This window comes from Cytobacillus horneckiae (assembly GCF_002835735.1).
Lineage (GTDB): Bacteria > Bacillota > Bacilli > Bacillales > Cytobacillaceae > Cytobacillus > Cytobacillus horneckiae.
In genome coordinates this window covers 74526-90997 of record NZ_PISD01000007.1, presented here as the reverse complement: position 1 = coordinate 90997, position 16472 = coordinate 74526, and the positions used below count along the sequence as shown (strand labels likewise).

At 39.0% G+C, this 16472-nt stretch carries 13 protein-coding genes and 1 pseudogene; all 14 read left to right on the top strand.

The genetic code is table 11. From position 1 onward, the window contains the following. The first annotated feature begins 26 nt into the window (after nucleotides 1–26). The 14 genes and pseudogenes from pyrH to CWS20_RS02575 all read left to right on the top strand — a co-directional run bounded on the left by pyrH (nucleotide 27) and on the right by CWS20_RS02575 (nucleotide 16461). The gene (gene pyrH, locus CWS20_RS02640) at nucleotides 27–752 is read left to right on the top strand and encodes a UMP kinase (RefSeq protein ID WP_066197175.1); all 726 of its coding nucleotides are present in this window, start codon (nucleotides 27–29) and stop codon (nucleotides 750–752) included. Then, nucleotides 752–1309: a ribosome recycling factor gene (gene frr, locus CWS20_RS02635; RefSeq protein ID WP_066197176.1), complete on the top strand. Its 558-nt coding sequence runs from the start codon at nucleotides 752–754 to the stop codon at nucleotides 1307–1309. Before pyrH ends, frr begins: the two co-directional genes overlap by 1 nt. A gap of 558 nt (nucleotides 1310–1867) precedes the next feature. Further along, a complete protein-coding gene (uppS, locus tag CWS20_RS02630) occupies nucleotides 1868–2644 on the top strand; it encodes an undecaprenyl pyrophosphate synthase (RefSeq protein WP_066197177.1) in 777 nt (258 codons plus the stop codon). A gap of 18 nt (nucleotides 2645–2662) precedes the next feature. Further along, nucleotides 2663–3460, top strand: coding sequence for a phosphatidate cytidylyltransferase (locus CWS20_RS02625; RefSeq protein WP_066197179.1), 798 nt, complete (start codon nucleotides 2663–2665; stop codon nucleotides 3458–3460). A 76-nt stretch (nucleotides 3461–3536) separates the two neighbouring features. Next, nucleotides 3537–4679: a 1-deoxy-D-xylulose-5-phosphate reductoisomerase gene (locus CWS20_RS02620; RefSeq protein ID WP_066197181.1), complete on the top strand. Its 1143-nt coding sequence runs from the start codon at nucleotides 3537–3539 to the stop codon at nucleotides 4677–4679. 254 nt (nucleotides 4680–4933) lie between these two features. Next, complete coding sequence (gene rseP / locus CWS20_RS02615; protein ID WP_066197183.1) at nucleotides 4934–6199, top strand: RIP metalloprotease RseP; 1266 nt, start codon at nucleotides 4934–4936, stop codon at nucleotides 6197–6199. A 124-nt stretch (nucleotides 6200–6323) separates the two neighbouring features. Next, a pseudogene (locus CWS20_RS02610) lies at nucleotides 6324–6611 on the top strand (proline--tRNA ligase); the annotation flags it as partial. Nucleotides 6612–6649: 38 nt separating this feature from the next. After that, nucleotides 6650–10972, top strand: a complete 4323-nt coding sequence (locus tag CWS20_RS02605) for a PolC-type DNA polymerase III (protein ID WP_066197187.1) — start codon at nucleotides 6650–6652, stop codon at nucleotides 10970–10972. A 752-nt stretch (nucleotides 10973–11724) separates the two neighbouring features. Beyond that, the gene (rimP, locus tag CWS20_RS02600) at nucleotides 11725–12195 is read left to right on the top strand and encodes a ribosome maturation factor RimP (protein ID WP_066197188.1); all 471 of its coding nucleotides are present in this window, start codon (nucleotides 11725–11727) and stop codon (nucleotides 12193–12195) included. A gap of 57 nt (nucleotides 12196–12252) precedes the next feature. Next, nucleotides 12253–13386 (top strand): transcription termination factor NusA, encoded by a 1134-nt coding sequence (gene nusA / locus CWS20_RS02595; RefSeq protein ID WP_066197190.1) that lies wholly within the window; start codon nucleotides 12253–12255, stop codon nucleotides 13384–13386. A gap of 13 nt (nucleotides 13387–13399) precedes the next feature. Further along, a complete protein-coding gene (gene rnpM / locus CWS20_RS02590) occupies nucleotides 13400–13672 on the top strand; it encodes an RNase P modulator RnpM (RefSeq protein ID WP_066201549.1) in 273 nt (90 codons plus the stop codon). An 8-nt stretch (nucleotides 13673–13680) separates the two neighbouring features. Beyond that, complete coding sequence (locus tag CWS20_RS02585; RefSeq protein WP_066201552.1) at nucleotides 13681–13983, top strand: YlxQ family RNA-binding protein; 303 nt, start codon at nucleotides 13681–13683, stop codon at nucleotides 13981–13983. A gap of 19 nt (nucleotides 13984–14002) precedes the next feature. Continuing rightward, nucleotides 14003–16183 carry a translation initiation factor IF-2 gene (gene infB, locus CWS20_RS02580; RefSeq protein ID WP_066197191.1) on the top strand — a complete coding sequence of 727 codons (2181 nt, stop codon included), beginning with the start codon at nucleotides 14003–14005 and terminating at the stop codon, nucleotides 16181–16183. Beyond that, the gene (locus CWS20_RS02575) at nucleotides 16180–16461 is read left to right on the top strand and encodes a DUF503 domain-containing protein (RefSeq protein ID WP_066197193.1); all 282 of its coding nucleotides are present in this window, start codon (nucleotides 16180–16182) and stop codon (nucleotides 16459–16461) included. Before infB ends, CWS20_RS02575 begins: the two co-directional genes overlap by 4 nt. Nucleotides 16462–16472: the final 11 nt, after the last annotated feature.

The following is a 16472-nucleotide window of genomic DNA, read 5'->3' as shown; positions in this document are numbered from 1 at the left end:
CTTTTATCTTACTTTTGGAGGTTCTTATGAGCAGCCCTAAATATAAAAGAGTTGTCTTAAAATTAAGTGGTGAGGCTTTAGCAGGAGAGCAAGGATTTGGTATTAACCCATCAGTCATTAAATCAGTTGCTAATCAAGTGAAAGATTTAGCTGAACTCGACGTTGAAGTTGCTGTTGTAGTTGGCGGAGGCAATATTTGGCGTGGTAAAATTGGAGAAGAGATGGGGATGGACCGAGCAAACGCAGATTATATGGGGATGCTTGCGACTGTTATGAATTCCTTGGCCCTGCAAGACAGCCTTGAGCAGCTTGGCATTGAAACGAGAGTACAAACATCAATAGAAATGAGACAGGTTGCAGAACCGTATATTCGAAGAAAAGCGATACGCCATCTCGAGAAAAAACGAGTGGTAATCTTCGCGGCTGGCACTGGAAATCCATATTTCTCAACTGATACTACTGCTGCATTGCGTGCAGCTGAAATTGAAGCAGAAGTTATATTAATGGCTAAAAATAACGTAGATGGCGTGTATTCAGCTGATCCGCGTATCGATAAAAATGCTGTTAAATATGATGAATTATCTTACTTAGATGTGATAAAAGAGGGTCTGCAAGTAATGGATTCAACTGCATCTTCTTTATGTATGGATAATAATATACCACTAATTGTCTTCTCTATTATGGAGCAGGGAAATATTAACCGCGCTGTATTGGGCGAGCCAATCGGAACAATCGTAAGGGGGAAAAACTAATGCCACAAACGATCATTGCAAACGTAAAGGAAAGAATGACTAAAGCAATTCAAGCTTATACTCGCGAATTAGCAAGCATTCGTGCTGGAAAAGCAAATGCATCACTATTAGATAGAATCACAGTAGATTACTATGGAGCACCGACACCGATTAATCAGCTTGCTGGTGTATCTGTTCCTGAAGCGCGTTTACTTGTTATTCAACCATATGATAAGACTGTTTTAGCAGATATTGAAAAAGCGATTCTGAAATCTGATATCGGTTTAACACCAACAAGTGATGGTAACCTAATCCGTTTATCGATTCCGCAACTAACTGAAGAGCGCCGTAAGGAACTTGTTAAAGTTGTGAAAAAAGAATCAGAAGAAGCAAAAGTTGCTGTTCGTAACATTCGTCGTGATGGTAACGATGATTTGAAAAAGCTTGAAAAGAATGGCGAAATTACCGAAGATGACTTGCGTGGATATTCCGATGATATCCAAAAAACAACAGATGAATATATTTCAAAAATTGATAGCATTACAAAAGATAAAGAAAAAGAAATTCTTGAAGTGTGAGTTTGATATTTAAAAACCCTCTATACACATAGGGGGTTTTTTTACAATATGGGACAGTAAAGAAGCGGCATGGAATGATTCTTTTATATTCTTTTTTCTTCATGCAAAACATTTTATTAATAAATCATGACATTTTGATATGAAATCTTTTATTATAGGTGAAAATGATGTTAAAGCTAATTTTAATCACTAACTTAAATGTTTTTTGAAGCTATCACATTGTTTTTTTGGTATGATATTATCATGCGAAAAATAGTTAAAAAAGGCAGGGGAAATTTATTAATAAGCGATTTTGAACAATCATCGTTTAATATACTGGGAAAATTTCTATCCAGCTTAAAGTAGTTAGAGAATGGGTGCTAAGCGTTTGCTTACGGAAAGTTATTGATAGATTGGCTTTTTCTACCTATAATGAAAAGTAACTGATTAGAATCACACTGTTTTTAATGAACTTATGGAAATTATGTTCATTAATAGTTGACGGGCATGCTTCAACACGCCTCCTTATTAAAAATACGTAAAGAGGAATAAATGCAGCCTATTTAAAGGAGTATACAAATGTTTGATAAAATGAAGCTTTGGAAGAATAACAGCGAATCTTCCAATCTCCAAGACACAATCGAAAAACTCAAGCAGCAGCCGATACCTGCGCATGTTGCTATCATAATGGATGGGAATGGCAGATGGGCTAGTAAACGCTCATTGCCGAGGGTTGCAGGGCACCACGAAGGGATGAAGGTTGTAAGAAGAGTAACAAGATTTGCAAATAAACTTGGCGTAAAGACACTAACATTGTACGCTTTTTCAACTGAGAATTGGAAAAGACCAAAATTGGAAGTGGATTTTTTAATGAAACTGCCTGAAGAGTTTCTAGGTACTTTCTTGCCGGAATTAATTGAAGAAAACGTGCAAGTAAGGATGATGGGGAATAAAGAAATATTACCTAAATTTACTTTAACGGCAATTGAAAAAGCGATAGATGCAACGAAAGAGAACGATGGATTAGTTCTAAACTTTGCAATGAATTATGGCAGCCGTGCGGAAATTCTTGAAGCTGTTAAGCATGTCTTAACAGACAGCAAGAGTGGTATAATAGATGAAGAACAATTAACTGAAGAGGTCTTCTCCTCCTATTTAATGACGAATGGAATGAATGATCCAGACCTTCTTATAAGAACAAGTGGCGAAATTAGATTAAGTAATTTTATGCTGTGGCAGCTTGCATATTCTGAATTTTGGTTTACAGATGTATTATGGCCTGATTTTAACGAGGAGCATTTTGTCGAGGCAGTAGAAGTATTCCAAAAGCGTCAACGACGTTTTGGAGGAGTTTAATAAAGGTGTTGAACTAGAATGAAACAGAGAATTATTACAGCGATTATTTTTGTAGCCGTACTGCTCCCGCTAGTTATATTTGGCGGGTGGCCTCTTATGCTCCTTGCTTATTTTTTAGGCACAGTTGCACTGTATGAATTATTGAGAATGAAAAAAATGAATATTTTTTCAATTCCCGGCATTCTTTCACTATTAATATTATGGCTGTTAATTATGCCGGTGGAGCAATATGAGAATATTTTTAGCAGTCTAGAGATGGACAAGACAGACATATTACTTGTCGGAGTTCTCTTATTACTTACATATTCGGTCGTATCGAAAAATCGCTTTACATATGATGATATCGCTTTTATGCTCCTTTCCATTATATATATAGGGCTGGGCTTTCATTATTTTTACGAAACAAGAGATGCTGAAAATGGACTTACTTTAATTTTTTATTCATTATTTATTATTTGGGCTACAGACTCAGGGGCATACTTCGTTGGCAAGTCGCTTGGCAAAAGAAAGCTATGGCCGGAAATTAGCCCGAATAAAACGGTTGAAGGCAGCATAGGCGGTGTCGTTTGTGCTATAGTTGTTGCTATTTTGTTTGGATTACTAACAGACTTGGGTGAATCTATTCTTCAAATTACGCTCATTACGATAGTACTATCTGTTTTCGGACAAATTGGTGATTTAGCAGAATCTGCGTTCAAACGCCATTATGGTGTCAAGGATTCAGGGAAGCTTCTTCCTGGACATGGCGGTGTTTTAGATCGGTTTGACAGTTTGCTGTTTGTTTGGCCGCTGCTGCATTTATTACAGTTTGTTTGATGCAAAATGAAAGGTTCAACGCGATTCGCTTGAATTTTTAAATTAGTGGTGTTGTGATTTTGAGGAGATGAATAATATGAAATATATAAGCTTATTGGGCGCATCAGGTTCCATCGGGACGCAAACTTTAGATGTTATTAAAGAGCACCCAGAGGAATTTAAGTTAGCTGCCTTTTCAGTTGGAAGAAATATTGATTTGGCGCGAAAAATAATTATTGATTTTCAGCCTGAGCTAGTCTCAGTTGGTGAAAAAAGTTCAGCAGATATGCTTAAAGCTGAATTTCCAGGCATATCATTTACATATGGACAACTTGGCCTGACTGAAGTAGCGGTCTATCATCGCTCAGACATTGTTGTAAATGCTGTACTTGGCCGTGTAGGATTAGAGCCGACTCTTCAAGCGATTGAAGACAAGAAAACGATAGCAATTGCGAATAAAGAGACACTAGTTACAGCAGGACATCTTGTCATGGATGCTGCAAAGGAAAATAATGTGCAGTTATTGCCTGTTGATAGTGAGCATTCTGCTATCTTTCAAGCACTACAAGGTGAGAAAGAAAAAAATATTGACCGGCTCATATTGACTGCTTCCGGTGGCAGCTTTAGGGATCAGTCAAGAGCTGATTTAGAAAACGTAACAGTTGCGGAAGCGTTGAATCATCCAAACTGGTCGATGGGAGCAAAAATAACGATTGATTCTGCATCGATGATGAACAAAGGGTTAGAAGTAATAGAGGCGCATTGGCTTTTCTCATTGCCGTATGAAAAAATTGATGTTCTTCTACATAATGAAAGTATTATTCATTCAATGGTGGAATTCCATGATAGCAGTGTCATTGCTCAGTTAGGTACACCGGATATGAGAGTTCCAATTCAATATGCGTTAACTTATCCGGACAGGCTGCCTCTCCCGTCTGCTAATCGTTTAAATCTAGCACAGATAGGCAAGCTTCATTTTAAAGAAATGGATTTCGAGAGATTCCGTTGCCTGAAATTTGCTTATGAAGCAGGTAAAGCAGGAGGCTCTATGCCGGCAGTTTTAAATGCAGCGAATGAAGCAGCGGTGGCGGCATTCCTAGAAGGGAAAATCTCCTTTTTAAAGATTGAAGATTTAATAGAAAGTGCCTTGGAAAGACATCAAACCATTAAGCATCCTGAATTATCAGATATACAGGCAATTGATGAGGAAACAAGAAAGTATATTAACTCACTCCTATAGCATCAGGATTTTTTATTCAGCAGATTTGGAAGTTAAAGTTAAATTAAATTGTACATTAAGAAGTAGAATCTTATTATCGCATAAATAAAACTTGGAAATTTGCCGCTAGGGGCGAGCAAATACCAAGTTCTCCTAAAAGGCAAAGAAAGTATAAAATTTTATAGTTAGAAAAAATGTCAAGCGCCAGCGCATACCTCCTCTTATCGCCTATGCTTGCGCTTTTCTTATTAAACCTGAAAAAAGGTGGTTAAATCTTGAGTACAGTTATAGCCTTTATAATTATTTTTGGGGCACTTGTTTTTTTTCATGAATTAGGACATTTAATCTTTGCTAAAAGAGCAGGAATATTATGCCGAGAGTTTGCCATTGGCATGGGCCCAAAAGTATTTTCTTTTACGAAGAATGATACTCTATATACTATCCGGTTATTACCTATCGGCGGTTATGTAAGAATGGCTGGAGAAGACCCTGAGATGGTTGAAATTAAACCGGGTTATCGAATTGGTCTGATTTTAAACAGCAATAATGAAGTAGAGAAAATTATTTTAAATAATAAGGATAAGCACCCAAATGCACGAATTGTTGAAGTCGAGTATGCGGATATTGAGCATGAACTCGTCATCAAAGGTTATGTGGAAGGCGAGGAAGAGGATCGCCTTGAAACCTTCCCTGTTAATCGTCGTGCAGTGCTTGTTGAGGATGGGGCAGAGACGCTCATTGCACCGTATGACCGCCAATTTGCTTCCAAAACATTATGGCAAAGAACAATGGCCATCTTTGCAGGTCCGATGATGAACTTTGTTCTCGCTTTCGTTGTATTTGTCATCATTGCGATTTTACAAGGGATGCCTTCAAATGAACCTGAGTTAGGTCAGTTAACTGAGGATGGTGCGGCCATTCATGCGGGATTAAAAGAAGGGGATATCGTCCATAGTGTCGAAGGCGCAGAAATATCGAGCTGGCAGGATGTAGTTGAAATTATCCGCCAAAATCCTGAAAATGAACTTGATTTTCAAATTGAACGGAACGGAGAGGAATTATCAATTCCTGTCACGCCTAAAGTTCAAGAGGTGGAAGATGGAGAAAATATTGGTGTCATAGGTGTTTATAGTCCAATGGAGAAAAATCCACTTAAGGCAGTTGTGTATGGTGCTGAAGAGACTTATCTTTGGACTAAAGAAATATTTATTATTCTCGGTAAGCTTCTGTCTGGTCAATTTACCATTGATGCACTTTCAGGACCGGTAGGAATATATGTTTCTGTTGACACAGTTGCTCAATCAGGTATATTTTACTTAATGAAATGGGCGGGCGTTCTCAGCATTAACCTTGGAATTATGAACCTTTTACCAATTCCTGCGCTAGATGGCGGCAGACTCATGTTCTTTGCGATTGAAGGAATTAGAGGGAAACCGATTGACCGTCAAAAGGAAGGAATGGTTCACTTTATAGGATTTGCGCTGTTAATGCTGCTTATGCTCGTAGTTACTTGGAATGATATTCAAAGATTCTTCCTGTAAAAGGCATAACGGTACACTCGCTATATTCAATAAAATGAATATATGATAAGGCTCAGGGCTCTCTTTTTCTTAAGTCGGCTCCTGAGCCTTGATATTGAAAAACAATCATTAGGGGTGCTTATAAATGAAACAGAGTATGACGCTTATTCCTACACTAAGAGAAAACCCGGCAGATGCAGAAATTAGAAGCCATCAGTTATTATTAAGAGCGGGCTATGTGAGACAGAATGCAAGCGGGGTTTATAGCTATCTTCCGATGGCTAAAAGAGTGTTACATAATATTGAAAAAATTGTGAGAGAAGAATTAGATAATATCGGCGCAGTTGAATTGCTTATGCCGGCATTGCAGCCGGCAGAATTATGGCAGGAATCGGGCAGATGGTATACTTATGGCGCTGAGCTTATGCGCATGACACGCTAAGAAGAATTTTTTGAAGGAGGAGAGAGTAGATGAGTGAAGAAAGTGGAAAGAAAGAACGATTCCAGCTCTTGCTCCAGCAGCTGCAGCTAACAGAAGATGCAGTTGTTCAACATTTCGAACAGGCACAAATTGATAAAGTGTTAATTGAAAAAAAAGAAAAGAAATGGCATTTCATATTTAAGTTGCAACGAATTTTACCATGTAATGTGCTGCATCGTTTTTCTGCACAGCTTGAAAAAACGTTCTCGCATATCGCCAGAACCTCGTTTACGATAACAGCGGCAGATCAACAGTATGATGAACAGCTTGTTTTAGATTACTGGCATCATTGCATAAAAGAGCTACAAGGGATATCTCCCCCAATGCTCAAGTTATTAAATGAACAAATTCCTACAGTGAAGGGGAATAAATTAATCATATCAGTTAGAAATGATATGGAAGGCCGTTCAATTAAAAATAAATATACTGAATTAATTTCCAATAGTTTTCAAGCATTTGGCTTCCCTTCATTATTGGTTGAAACAGAAGTTTCTGCAGATGCTTCCAATGAAGAATATGAGAAGTTTTTGGAAGCGAAGCGGAAAGAGGATCATGAACGAGGATTACAAGCAGCAATTGAGATGGAGAAGAAGGCGCTTGAAGCTGAAAATAATGATGCTCCTGTGCTGCAAGGTCCGCTTACAGTTGGGCTAACAATTAAAGACGATGCCGATTATCGTAAATTAATAGATATCGTTGATGAAGAACGAAGAGTAGCGATTGAAGGATACGTATTCTTTGCAGAAACAAAAGAACTTCGCAGCGGCAGAACCCTACTTACTTTTAAAATTACCGACTATACAAGTTCAATTTTAGTCAAAATGTTTTCAAGGGATAAAGAGGATGCGGCACTTTTCCAGCTCGTAAATAAAGGTATGTGGCTTAAAGTGCGGGGCAGTATTCAAAACGATACTTTTGTTCGTGATCTCGTAATGATTGGCAATGATCTAAATGAAATAAAGCCAATTGGAAGAAAGGACACGGCACCTGAAGATGAGAAAAGAGTTGAGCTGCATCTTCACACACCAATGAGCCAGATGGATGCCGTCAGCCCGGTAAGTTCACTTGTTGCTCAAGCGAAAAAGTGGGGACATAAGGCGATTGCCATTACTGACCATGCCGGTGCACAATCATTTCCTGAAGCATTCAATGCGGGAAAGAAAAACGGTGTAAAAATATTATATGGTGTAGAGGCGAATCTTATTGATGATGGCGTGCCCATTGCTTATAATGATGCACACAGAAAAGTAACAGAAGATACTTATGTTGTATTTGATGTTGAAACAACGGGGTTATCAGCTGTTTATGATACGATTATTGAGCTTGCAGCAGTCAAAATCTATGACGGTGAAATTATAGACCGCTTTGAATCATTTGCAAACCCTCATCATCCATTATCAGCAACAACGATAAACTTGACAGGCATTACAGATGACCTAGTTGAGAATGCACCTGAGGTTGGAGATGTTTTAAAGAAGTTCTATGATTGGGCAGAAGATAGTGTTCTTGTCGCCCATAATGCATCTTTTGATATGGGGTTCTTAAATGTTGGCTATAAGAAAATTGGTTTAGGTAAAGCAACAAATCCAGTAATTGATACACTGGAATTGGCCAGATTTTTGTATCCTCAAATGAAAAATCATCGTCTCAATACGCTTGCGAAAAAGTTTGATGTTGAATTAACACAGCATCACCGTGCCATCTACGATGCTGAAGCGACAGGCTATTTATTATTGAAAATGTTAAAGGATGCTGGAGAGGCTGGGATTGAATATCATGACCAGTTTAATGACAATATGGGACAAGGCAATGCGTATCAACGTGCAAGGCCATCTCATTGCATCATCCTTGCCCAAACTGAAGCAGGTCTAAAAAATCTGTTTAAACTCGTTTCAATTTCACATCTCGAATATTTTTATCGCGTCCCAAGAATCCCGCGTTCAGTATTGCAAAAGCATCGCGAAGGGCTTCTTATTGGATCGGCATGCGATAAAGGGGAAGTGTTTGAAGGAATGATGCAAAAATCACCTGAAGAGGTTGAGGAGATTGCTTCATTCTATGATTACATTGAAGTTCAGCCAAAAGAAGTATATGCCCATCTATTGGAGCTTGAACTTGTAAGAGATGAAAAAGCATTAGAAGAAATTATTTCAAATCTAGTTAAATTAGGAGAAAAGCTTGAAATTCCAGTAGCAGCTACGGGAAATGTTCATTATTTAAATCCGACCGATAAAATTCACCGTAAAATACTAGTCAATTCTCAAGGTGGAGCCAATCCGCTCAATCGGCATAACTTGCCTGATGTCCATTTTAGAACAACCAATGAAATGCTCGATGCATTTTCTTTTCTGGGGAAGGAAAAAGCAAAGCAGATTGTCGTAGATAATACTAATAAAATCGCTGATATGATAGATGTCATAAAACCAATTAAGGACGATCTTTATACGCCGAAAATTGAAGGCGCTGATGAAGAAATGCGTTCTATGAGCTACAATATGGCCAAAAGCATATATGGCGATGATCTTCCAGAAATTGTTGAAGCTAGATTGGAAAAGGAATTAAAGAGTATTATTGGCCATGGGTTTGCAGTTATTTATCTTATCTCACATAAGCTCGTAAAAAAATCTTTAAATGATGGCTATCTTGTAGGCTCAAGGGGGTCTGTCGGTTCGTCATTAGTTGCGACTATGACAGAAATCACGGAGGTGAACCCATTGCCGCCGCACTATGTATGCCCAGATTGCAAGCATTCCGAATTCTTTAATGATGGCTCAGTCGGATCAGGCTTTGATTTGCCTGATAAGGACTGTCCAAATTGTGGACAGCACTATCGTAAAGATGGACACGATATACCGTTTGAAACGTTCCTAGGATTTAAAGGTGACAAAGTTCCCGATATAGATTTGAACTTCTCTGGTGAATATCAGCCGCGCGCGCACAATTATACAAAGGTGCTGTTTGGCGAGGAGTATGTTTACCGTGCCGGTACGATTGGTACGGTCGCTGATAAAACGGCTTATGGTTATGTGAAAGCATATCAGCAGGATAACAACCTGCAAATTAGAGGAGCGGAAATTGATCGTCTGGCATCAGGGTGTACTGGTGTAAAACGAACAACTGGTCAGCATCCAGGCGGTATTATTGTTGTTCCAGATTATATGGATATTTACGATTTTTCACCGATACAGTTCCCTGCGGATGACCGAAATTCAGAATGGAAAACGACCCACTTTGATTTCCATTCTATTCATGATAATGTCCTTAAACTAGATATTCTTGGCCACGATGATCCAACTGTTATTAGAATGCTTCAAGATTTAAGCGGAATTGATCCAAAAACGATTCCGACAGATGATCCAGAAGTAATGAAGATCTTTAGCGGCACAGAATCTCTTGGTGTAACAGAAGAGCAAATCATGTGTAAAACAGGTACCTTTGGGATTCCTGAATTTGGTACCCGTTTCGTGCGGCAAATGCTTGAGGATACAAAACCAACAACCTTTTCAGAGCTAGTACAAATTTCCGGACTCTCGCATGGAACGGATGTATGGCTTGGAAATGCACAAGAACTTATCCATAACAGTATTTGTACCTTGAGTGAAGTAATTGGCTGTCGTGATGATATTATGGTCTACCTCATTTATCAGGGTCTAGAACCTGCTTTTGCGTTTAAGATAATGGAATCGGTCCGTAAAGGTAAAGGGCTGACTGAGGAAATGGAAGCGGAAATGAGAAAGAATGAAGTGCCTGAATGGTACATTGATTCCTGCTTAAAGATCAAATATATGTTCCCGAAAGCCCATGCGGCGGCGTATGTATTAATGGCTGTCAGGATTGCCTATTTCAAAGTGCATCACCCGCTCATGTATTATGCTGCCTACTTCACGGTTCGTGCAGAGGATTTTGATATTGACGCTATGGTAAAGGGAGCACAGGCCATTCGCGCAAAAATTGATGAAATCAATAGCAAAGGCCTAGATGCTTCAACAAAAGAGAAAAACTTATTAACTGTAATGGAACTAGCGTTGGAGATGAATGAGCGCGGCTATACATTTAAGAAAGTAGATTTATATCAGTCTAGCGCCAATGAATTTATCATTGACGGCAACTCTTTAATACCGCCATTTAATTCAATCCCAGGTCTCGGCACAAACGCGGCTTTCAACATTGTTAAAGCTAGAGAAGAAGGCGAGTTTTTATCGAAGGAAGATTTGCAGCAGCGAGGGAAAGTATCTAAAACAATTATCGAATACCTCGATAATCATGGCTGTCTGGAAGCTCTTCCAGACCAAAATCAGCTAAGCTTATTTTAAACTATTCGTAATAGAGCAAAAGTCAAGGACAATGCGCTTCCTCATCAAGATGGAAGTGCATTGTTTTTTAAAATTTCTCTAGTGTGCGCTCAAAACACGGTTTGCGTATTTTTTTCAACAGCTAGAAAAATCCTGCCTATATTAAATGTAGCTTTAGAAAAAAGATTTGTTCGCAGTATTTCTAATTAAAGTAAAAAACGGTTACGGAGATATATGTGATCTATCTTCGTGAAGGGGCTGAAGCTGAGCGGCCTAACAGACAAAAATATAGTCTCCGTGAAGAGGCTAAAAATAAGGGTGTACACAGAGATATAATACGTTTAACTCCGTGAAGGCACTAAAAGAGCATGTACACTGACATAAAACCGATATATAACTGAAGCCGCAGAAACCCCCTTCATTAATGCTTCTTGTCTGATGATCCAAGCCAATCTATCAAAAGAGTAAAGCACCTTTCAGTTTGCCCCACTTTACACCTTTGTGTAGAGGAGAGCAATGCCTTGCTGTTATCCTTTTTACAGCTATTCCATTTGCATTAAAAAAATGGTTATGGTATAGTTTTATTGGAAATACTACGGATAACTTCGCAAACAAGAGTGGGGAAACCCACTCTTTCGTCTTGTTCACGGAATTTGTTGGTAAAATTGGATATCCGGTAGATGCTATAAGAAAGCATGCCACCTGATGATGAAGTGGCTGCTATTAATGACAACTAAGCAGAATGTAGACATGATGGAAAAAGGAGGGATATGATGAGCAAAGTGACTGAAGTGGTGGAACAATTAGTCACCCCTATATTAAGCGATCTTCAACTGGAATTAGTTGATATTGAATACGTCAAAGAAGGAAAAGAATGGTTCCTTCGCGTCTTTATTGACAAGGACTCTGGCGTTGATATTGAGGAGTGTGGAATGGTCAGTGAGCGTTTAAGTGAAAAGCTTGACGAAGTTGATCCTATTCCGTATAACTATTTCCTTGAGGTCTCTTCACCGGGAGCAGAACGCCCTCTTAAAAAAGAGCAGGATTTTGTAAAAGCAGTCGGCAAAAATGTATTTATTAAAACGTATGAACCGATTGATGGTGAGAAAACTTTTGAAGGTGTCTTAACAGCATTTGATGGCAAAACTGTGACTGTTGACATGCAGATAAAAACCAGGAAGAAAACAGTTCAAATTCCTTATGGTAAAATTGCCAACGCACGGTTAGCCGTGGTTTTTTCATAAGAAGAGAAGTATATTTACGTACCAATTGTATTTTAATTAAAGGGGGATAAAAATCTCATGAGCAGTGAATTATTAGATGCTCTAGTATTGCTTGAGAAAGAAAAAGGCATTTCACGAGATGTGATTATCGAAGCAATCGAAGCGGCTCTTGTGTCAGCCTACCGCAGAAACTTCAATCAAGCACAGAATGTACGCATTGATTTAAATTTAGGCAGCGGAACAATGAAAGTATTTGCCCGCAAAGAAGTTGTGGACGAAGTGTTTGATCCTAGACTGGAAATTTCTGTGGAAGATGCACAAAAGATAAATCCTAATTATGTAGTAGAAGATATTGTCGAAATGGAAGTAACACCGAAGGATTTCGGCCGTATTGCTGCACAAACAGCAAAGCAGGTTGTCACACAGCGTGTTCGGGAAGCTGAAAGAGGAATCATTTATTCTGAATTTATCGATCGTGAAGAAGATATTATGACCGGTATTGTTCAGCGCCAGGATCCGAAGTTCATTTATGTCAGCTTAGGGAAAATAGAAGCGATTTTACCAGTGAACGAACAAATGCCGAATGAGCAGTATCGTCCCCATGATAGAATTAAAGTATTCTTAACAAAGGTTGAAAAAACGACTAAAGGACCACAAATATTTGTTTCAAGAACGCATCCTGGTTTATTGAAACGATTATTTGAAATTGAAGTGCCGGAAATCTATGATGGTACTGTTGAATTGAAGTCAGTTGCACGTGAAGCAGGAGACAGATCAAAAATTTCTGTTCATTCCGATAATCCTGAAGTAGATCCAGTCGGTTCTTGTGTAGGACCTAAAGGTTCTCGTGTTCAAGCGGTTGTTAATGAACTAAAAGGCGAAAAAATAGATATCGTTAAGTGGTCTGCTGATCCTGTTGTCTTTGTTGCAAATGCGTTAAGTCCTTCTAAAGTACTGGATGTAATTGTAAATGAAGAAGATAAGGCGACTACAGTCATTGTTCCTGACTATCAATTGTCATTGGCAATTGGTAAACGTGGTCAAAATGCTAGATTAGCTGCAAAATTAACCGGATGGAAGATCGACATAAAATCTGAAACAGAAGCAAGAGAATCCGGAATCTTTCCTCGTGATGAAGAGCCGCTTCTAAGCTTCAGTGATGATGATGAGGACCAAGAGGTTGAATATACATTCCCTGAAGATAAGGAATAAGGGGTGATGGATGGTGAACCAACGGAAAAAAATACCTTTGCGCAAATGTGTGGCTACAGGTGAAATGATGCCTAAGAAGGAGCTTGTTCGGATCGTTCGTTCTAAAGAAGGGGAAGTTTCTGTAGATTTAACAGGCAAGAAATCGGGACGCGGTGCATACCTCACAAAAAGCAAGGAAGCCGTTTTACTTGCTAAGAAAAAAAATATTTTAGCAAATCATTTAGATGTATCCATCGATGATTCGATTTATGAAGAGCTATTACAGCTTATAGAGAAGGAGAAATGACGTTCCATATGAATACGAATAAGTGGATGTCATTGCTTGGCTTGGCCAATCGGGCACGGAAAATCACTTCGGGTGAAGAGCTTGCTGTTAAGGAAATTAGAAACGGTAAAGCGAAGCTCATTTTGCTGTCAGCAGATGCATCTGCTAATACAGCAAAAAAAGTGACAGATAAATGTAAATCATATCGAGTTCCTTATAAAATTGTTGAAAACCGTGAAGTTCTAGGTAATGCCATAGGTAAGGAAGCGCGGGTAGTAGTAGCAATATTAGATGATGGATTTGCAAAAAAGCTGTTGACGTTGCTCGATTAATTCTAGCGGGGGTGAAAACATGAGTAAAATACGCGTTTACGAATATGCTAAGAAGCATAACATTTCTAGTAAAGACGTAATTACCAAATTAAAAGACATGAATATCGAGGTTTCAAATCATATGACAACAATTGAACCGGATGCAGTTACAAAGCTTGACGGCATCTACAACAAACAAGAAGATAAACAACCGCAAAAGCAAAATCAACAGCCAAATAACAGTGGTAACAAAAATGTAAAAGCTGGAGATAAAACGTCCGCTCCAAATAAAGGCGGAAACGCTAAACCAGCAGGCAACAAGCCTGGCGGACAAAACAAGCCTTTTAACAAGAATAATAAAGGCAGCTTTAATCAAAATAATAAAAACAAAAATAATAAGAATAAAAATAAAGGGAAGCAGCAGCAAGCACCAGCAGCGCCACCTGCTCCTAAAAAAGTAAAAGAGCTGCCAGCTAAAATTACATTTACAGAATCTTTAACAGTAGCGGAGCTAGCGAAGAAGCTTCATCGTGAGCCGTCAGAAATCATTAAAAAACTATTCATGCTTGGTGTTATGGCTACGATTAACCAGGACCTTGATAAAGACTCAATCGAACTTATCGCTGGAGAATACGGCGTTGAGGTTGAAGAGGAAATCGCAATCGATACAACTGATTTAGAAGTATACTTCACTGAAGATGATAATGCTGAATTAGTTGAACGTCCTTCAGTTGTTACAATCATGGGACATGTTGACCATGGTAAAACGACGTTACTGGATTCAATCAGACATACAAAAGTAACAGCCGGTGAAGCCGGAGGAATTACGCAGCATATTGGCGCTTATCAAGTTGAAGATAACGGCAAGAAAATTACATTCCTAGATACGCCAGGACATGCTGCATTTACAACGATGCGTGCACGTGGTGCTAAAATCACAGATATCACTATCCTTGTTGTTGCAGCTGATGATGGTGTAATGCCACAAACAATTGAGGCGATTAACCATGCGAAAGCAGCTGAGGTACCAATTATCGTTGCAGTCAATAAAATGGATAAAGAAGCCGCTAATCCTGATCGCGTCATGCAGGAATTAACGGAACACGGATTAATTCCAGAAGCTTGGGGCGGGGAAACAATCTTTGTACCTCTTTCTGCTATTAAAGGGGAAGGAATAGATGAACTGCTTGAAATGATCCTGCTTGTAAGTGAAGTAGAGGAATATAAAGCAAATCCTAACCGCAATGCAGTTGGAACAGTTATCGAAGCACAATTAGACAAAGGCCGCGGCTCCGTCGCAACATTATTAGTTCAAAACGGTACTCTAAAAGTTGGTGACCCAATTGTTGTAGGTAACACTTTTGGCCGCGTACGTGCAATGGTAAATGACCTTGGCCGTCGTGTGAAAGTGGCTGGTCCTTCCACACCGGTAGAAATCACTGGTTTAAACGAAGTTCCACAAGCAGGAGATCGTTTTGCCGTCCTAGATGATGAAAAGACAGCTCGTCAAGTAGGGGAAGCAAGAGCGCAATTGGCACTTCAAGCACAGCGTTCTGAAAAAACAAGAGTAAGCTTGGATAATTTGTTTGAACATATGAAGCAAGGGGAAATGAAAGACTTAAATATCGTAGTTAAAGCGGATGTTCAAGGTTCTGCTGAGGCTTTAACTTCTGCATTAAATAAAATTGATGTAGAAGGTGTTAAAGTCCGAATTCTTCATACTGGTGCAGGAGCAATCAATGAATCAGATATTACATTAGCGGCAGCATTTAATGCGATTGTTATTGGATTCAACGTCCGACCTGATAACAATGCAAAGCGTGCTGCAGATGCTGAAGATGTTGATATCCGCCTGCATAGAATTATTTATAACGTAATTGAAGAAATCGAATTGGCAATGAAAGGGATGCTTGACCCTGAATTTGAAGAGAAAATTATTGGGCAAGCTGAAGTTCGCCAAACGTTTAAAGTTTCTAAAATTGGTACGATCGCAGGCTCATATGTTACTGAAGGTAAAATTACGAGAGACAGCGGAATTCGCCTGATTCGTGATGGCGTTGTTATTTTCGAAGGAGAAATTGATGCGCTAAAACGCTTCAAGGACGATGCGAAGGAAGTAGCAACAGGATACGAATGCGGTATTACAATTAAAAACTATAATGACGTAAAGGAAGGCGACGTCATAGAAGCTTATGTAATGGAAGAGATTGAGCGTAAATGATTATTGGGCTAGCAGCCTGTGAATGCATCATATATGATTCTCATTCATTAAAAGAAAAACGGGCTGTTCTACAGCGTATTTTGTCTCGTCTCAAACAAAGGTTCAATATTTCTGCAGCAGAGGTTGAATTTCAAGATACTTGGCAGAGAACAAAGATTGCCATTGTGGCAGTCTCCTCTTCCAAGCAATCAACAGAATTGGAATTGCAAAATGCTTTAAAGCTGATCGATTCATTTCCAGAAATTGAACGGACAATTACTGACATAGAATGGCTTTAAAAAAGAGGTGT

What these genes read in the sequence shown, in the direction of transcription:
- infB (WP_066197191.1), top strand. Translation starts at nt 14,003, where the DNA reads ATGAGTAAAATACGCGTTTACGAATATGCTAAGAAGCATAACATTTCT.
- rimP (WP_066197188.1), top strand. Translation starts at nt 11,725, where the DNA reads ATGAGCAAAGTGACTGAAGTGGTGGAACAATTAGTCACCCCTATATTA.
- CWS20_RS02605 (WP_066197187.1), top strand. Translation starts at nt 6,650, where the DNA reads ATGAGTGAAGAAAGTGGAAAGAAAGAACGATTCCAGCTCTTGCTCCAG.
- CWS20_RS02585 (WP_066201552.1), top strand. Translation starts at nt 13,681, where the DNA reads ATGAATACGAATAAGTGGATGTCATTGCTTGGCTTGGCCAATCGGGCA.
- CWS20_RS02575 (WP_066197193.1), top strand. Translation starts at nt 16,180, where the DNA reads ATGATTATTGGGCTAGCAGCCTGTGAATGCATCATATATGATTCTCAT.
- frr (WP_066197176.1), top strand. Translation starts at nt 752, where the DNA reads ATGCCACAAACGATCATTGCAAACGTAAAGGAAAGAATGACTAAAGCA.
- nusA (WP_066197190.1), top strand. Translation starts at nt 12,253, where the DNA reads ATGAGCAGTGAATTATTAGATGCTCTAGTATTGCTTGAGAAAGAAAAA.
- pyrH (WP_066197175.1), top strand. Translation starts at nt 27, where the DNA reads ATGAGCAGCCCTAAATATAAAAGAGTTGTCTTAAAATTAAGTGGTGAG.
- CWS20_RS02620 (WP_066197181.1), top strand. Translation starts at nt 3,537, where the DNA reads ATGAAATATATAAGCTTATTGGGCGCATCAGGTTCCATCGGGACGCAA.
- uppS (WP_066197177.1), top strand. Translation starts at nt 1,868, where the DNA reads ATGTTTGATAAAATGAAGCTTTGGAAGAATAACAGCGAATCTTCCAAT.
- CWS20_RS02625 (WP_066197179.1), top strand. Translation starts at nt 2,663, where the DNA reads ATGAAACAGAGAATTATTACAGCGATTATTTTTGTAGCCGTACTGCTC.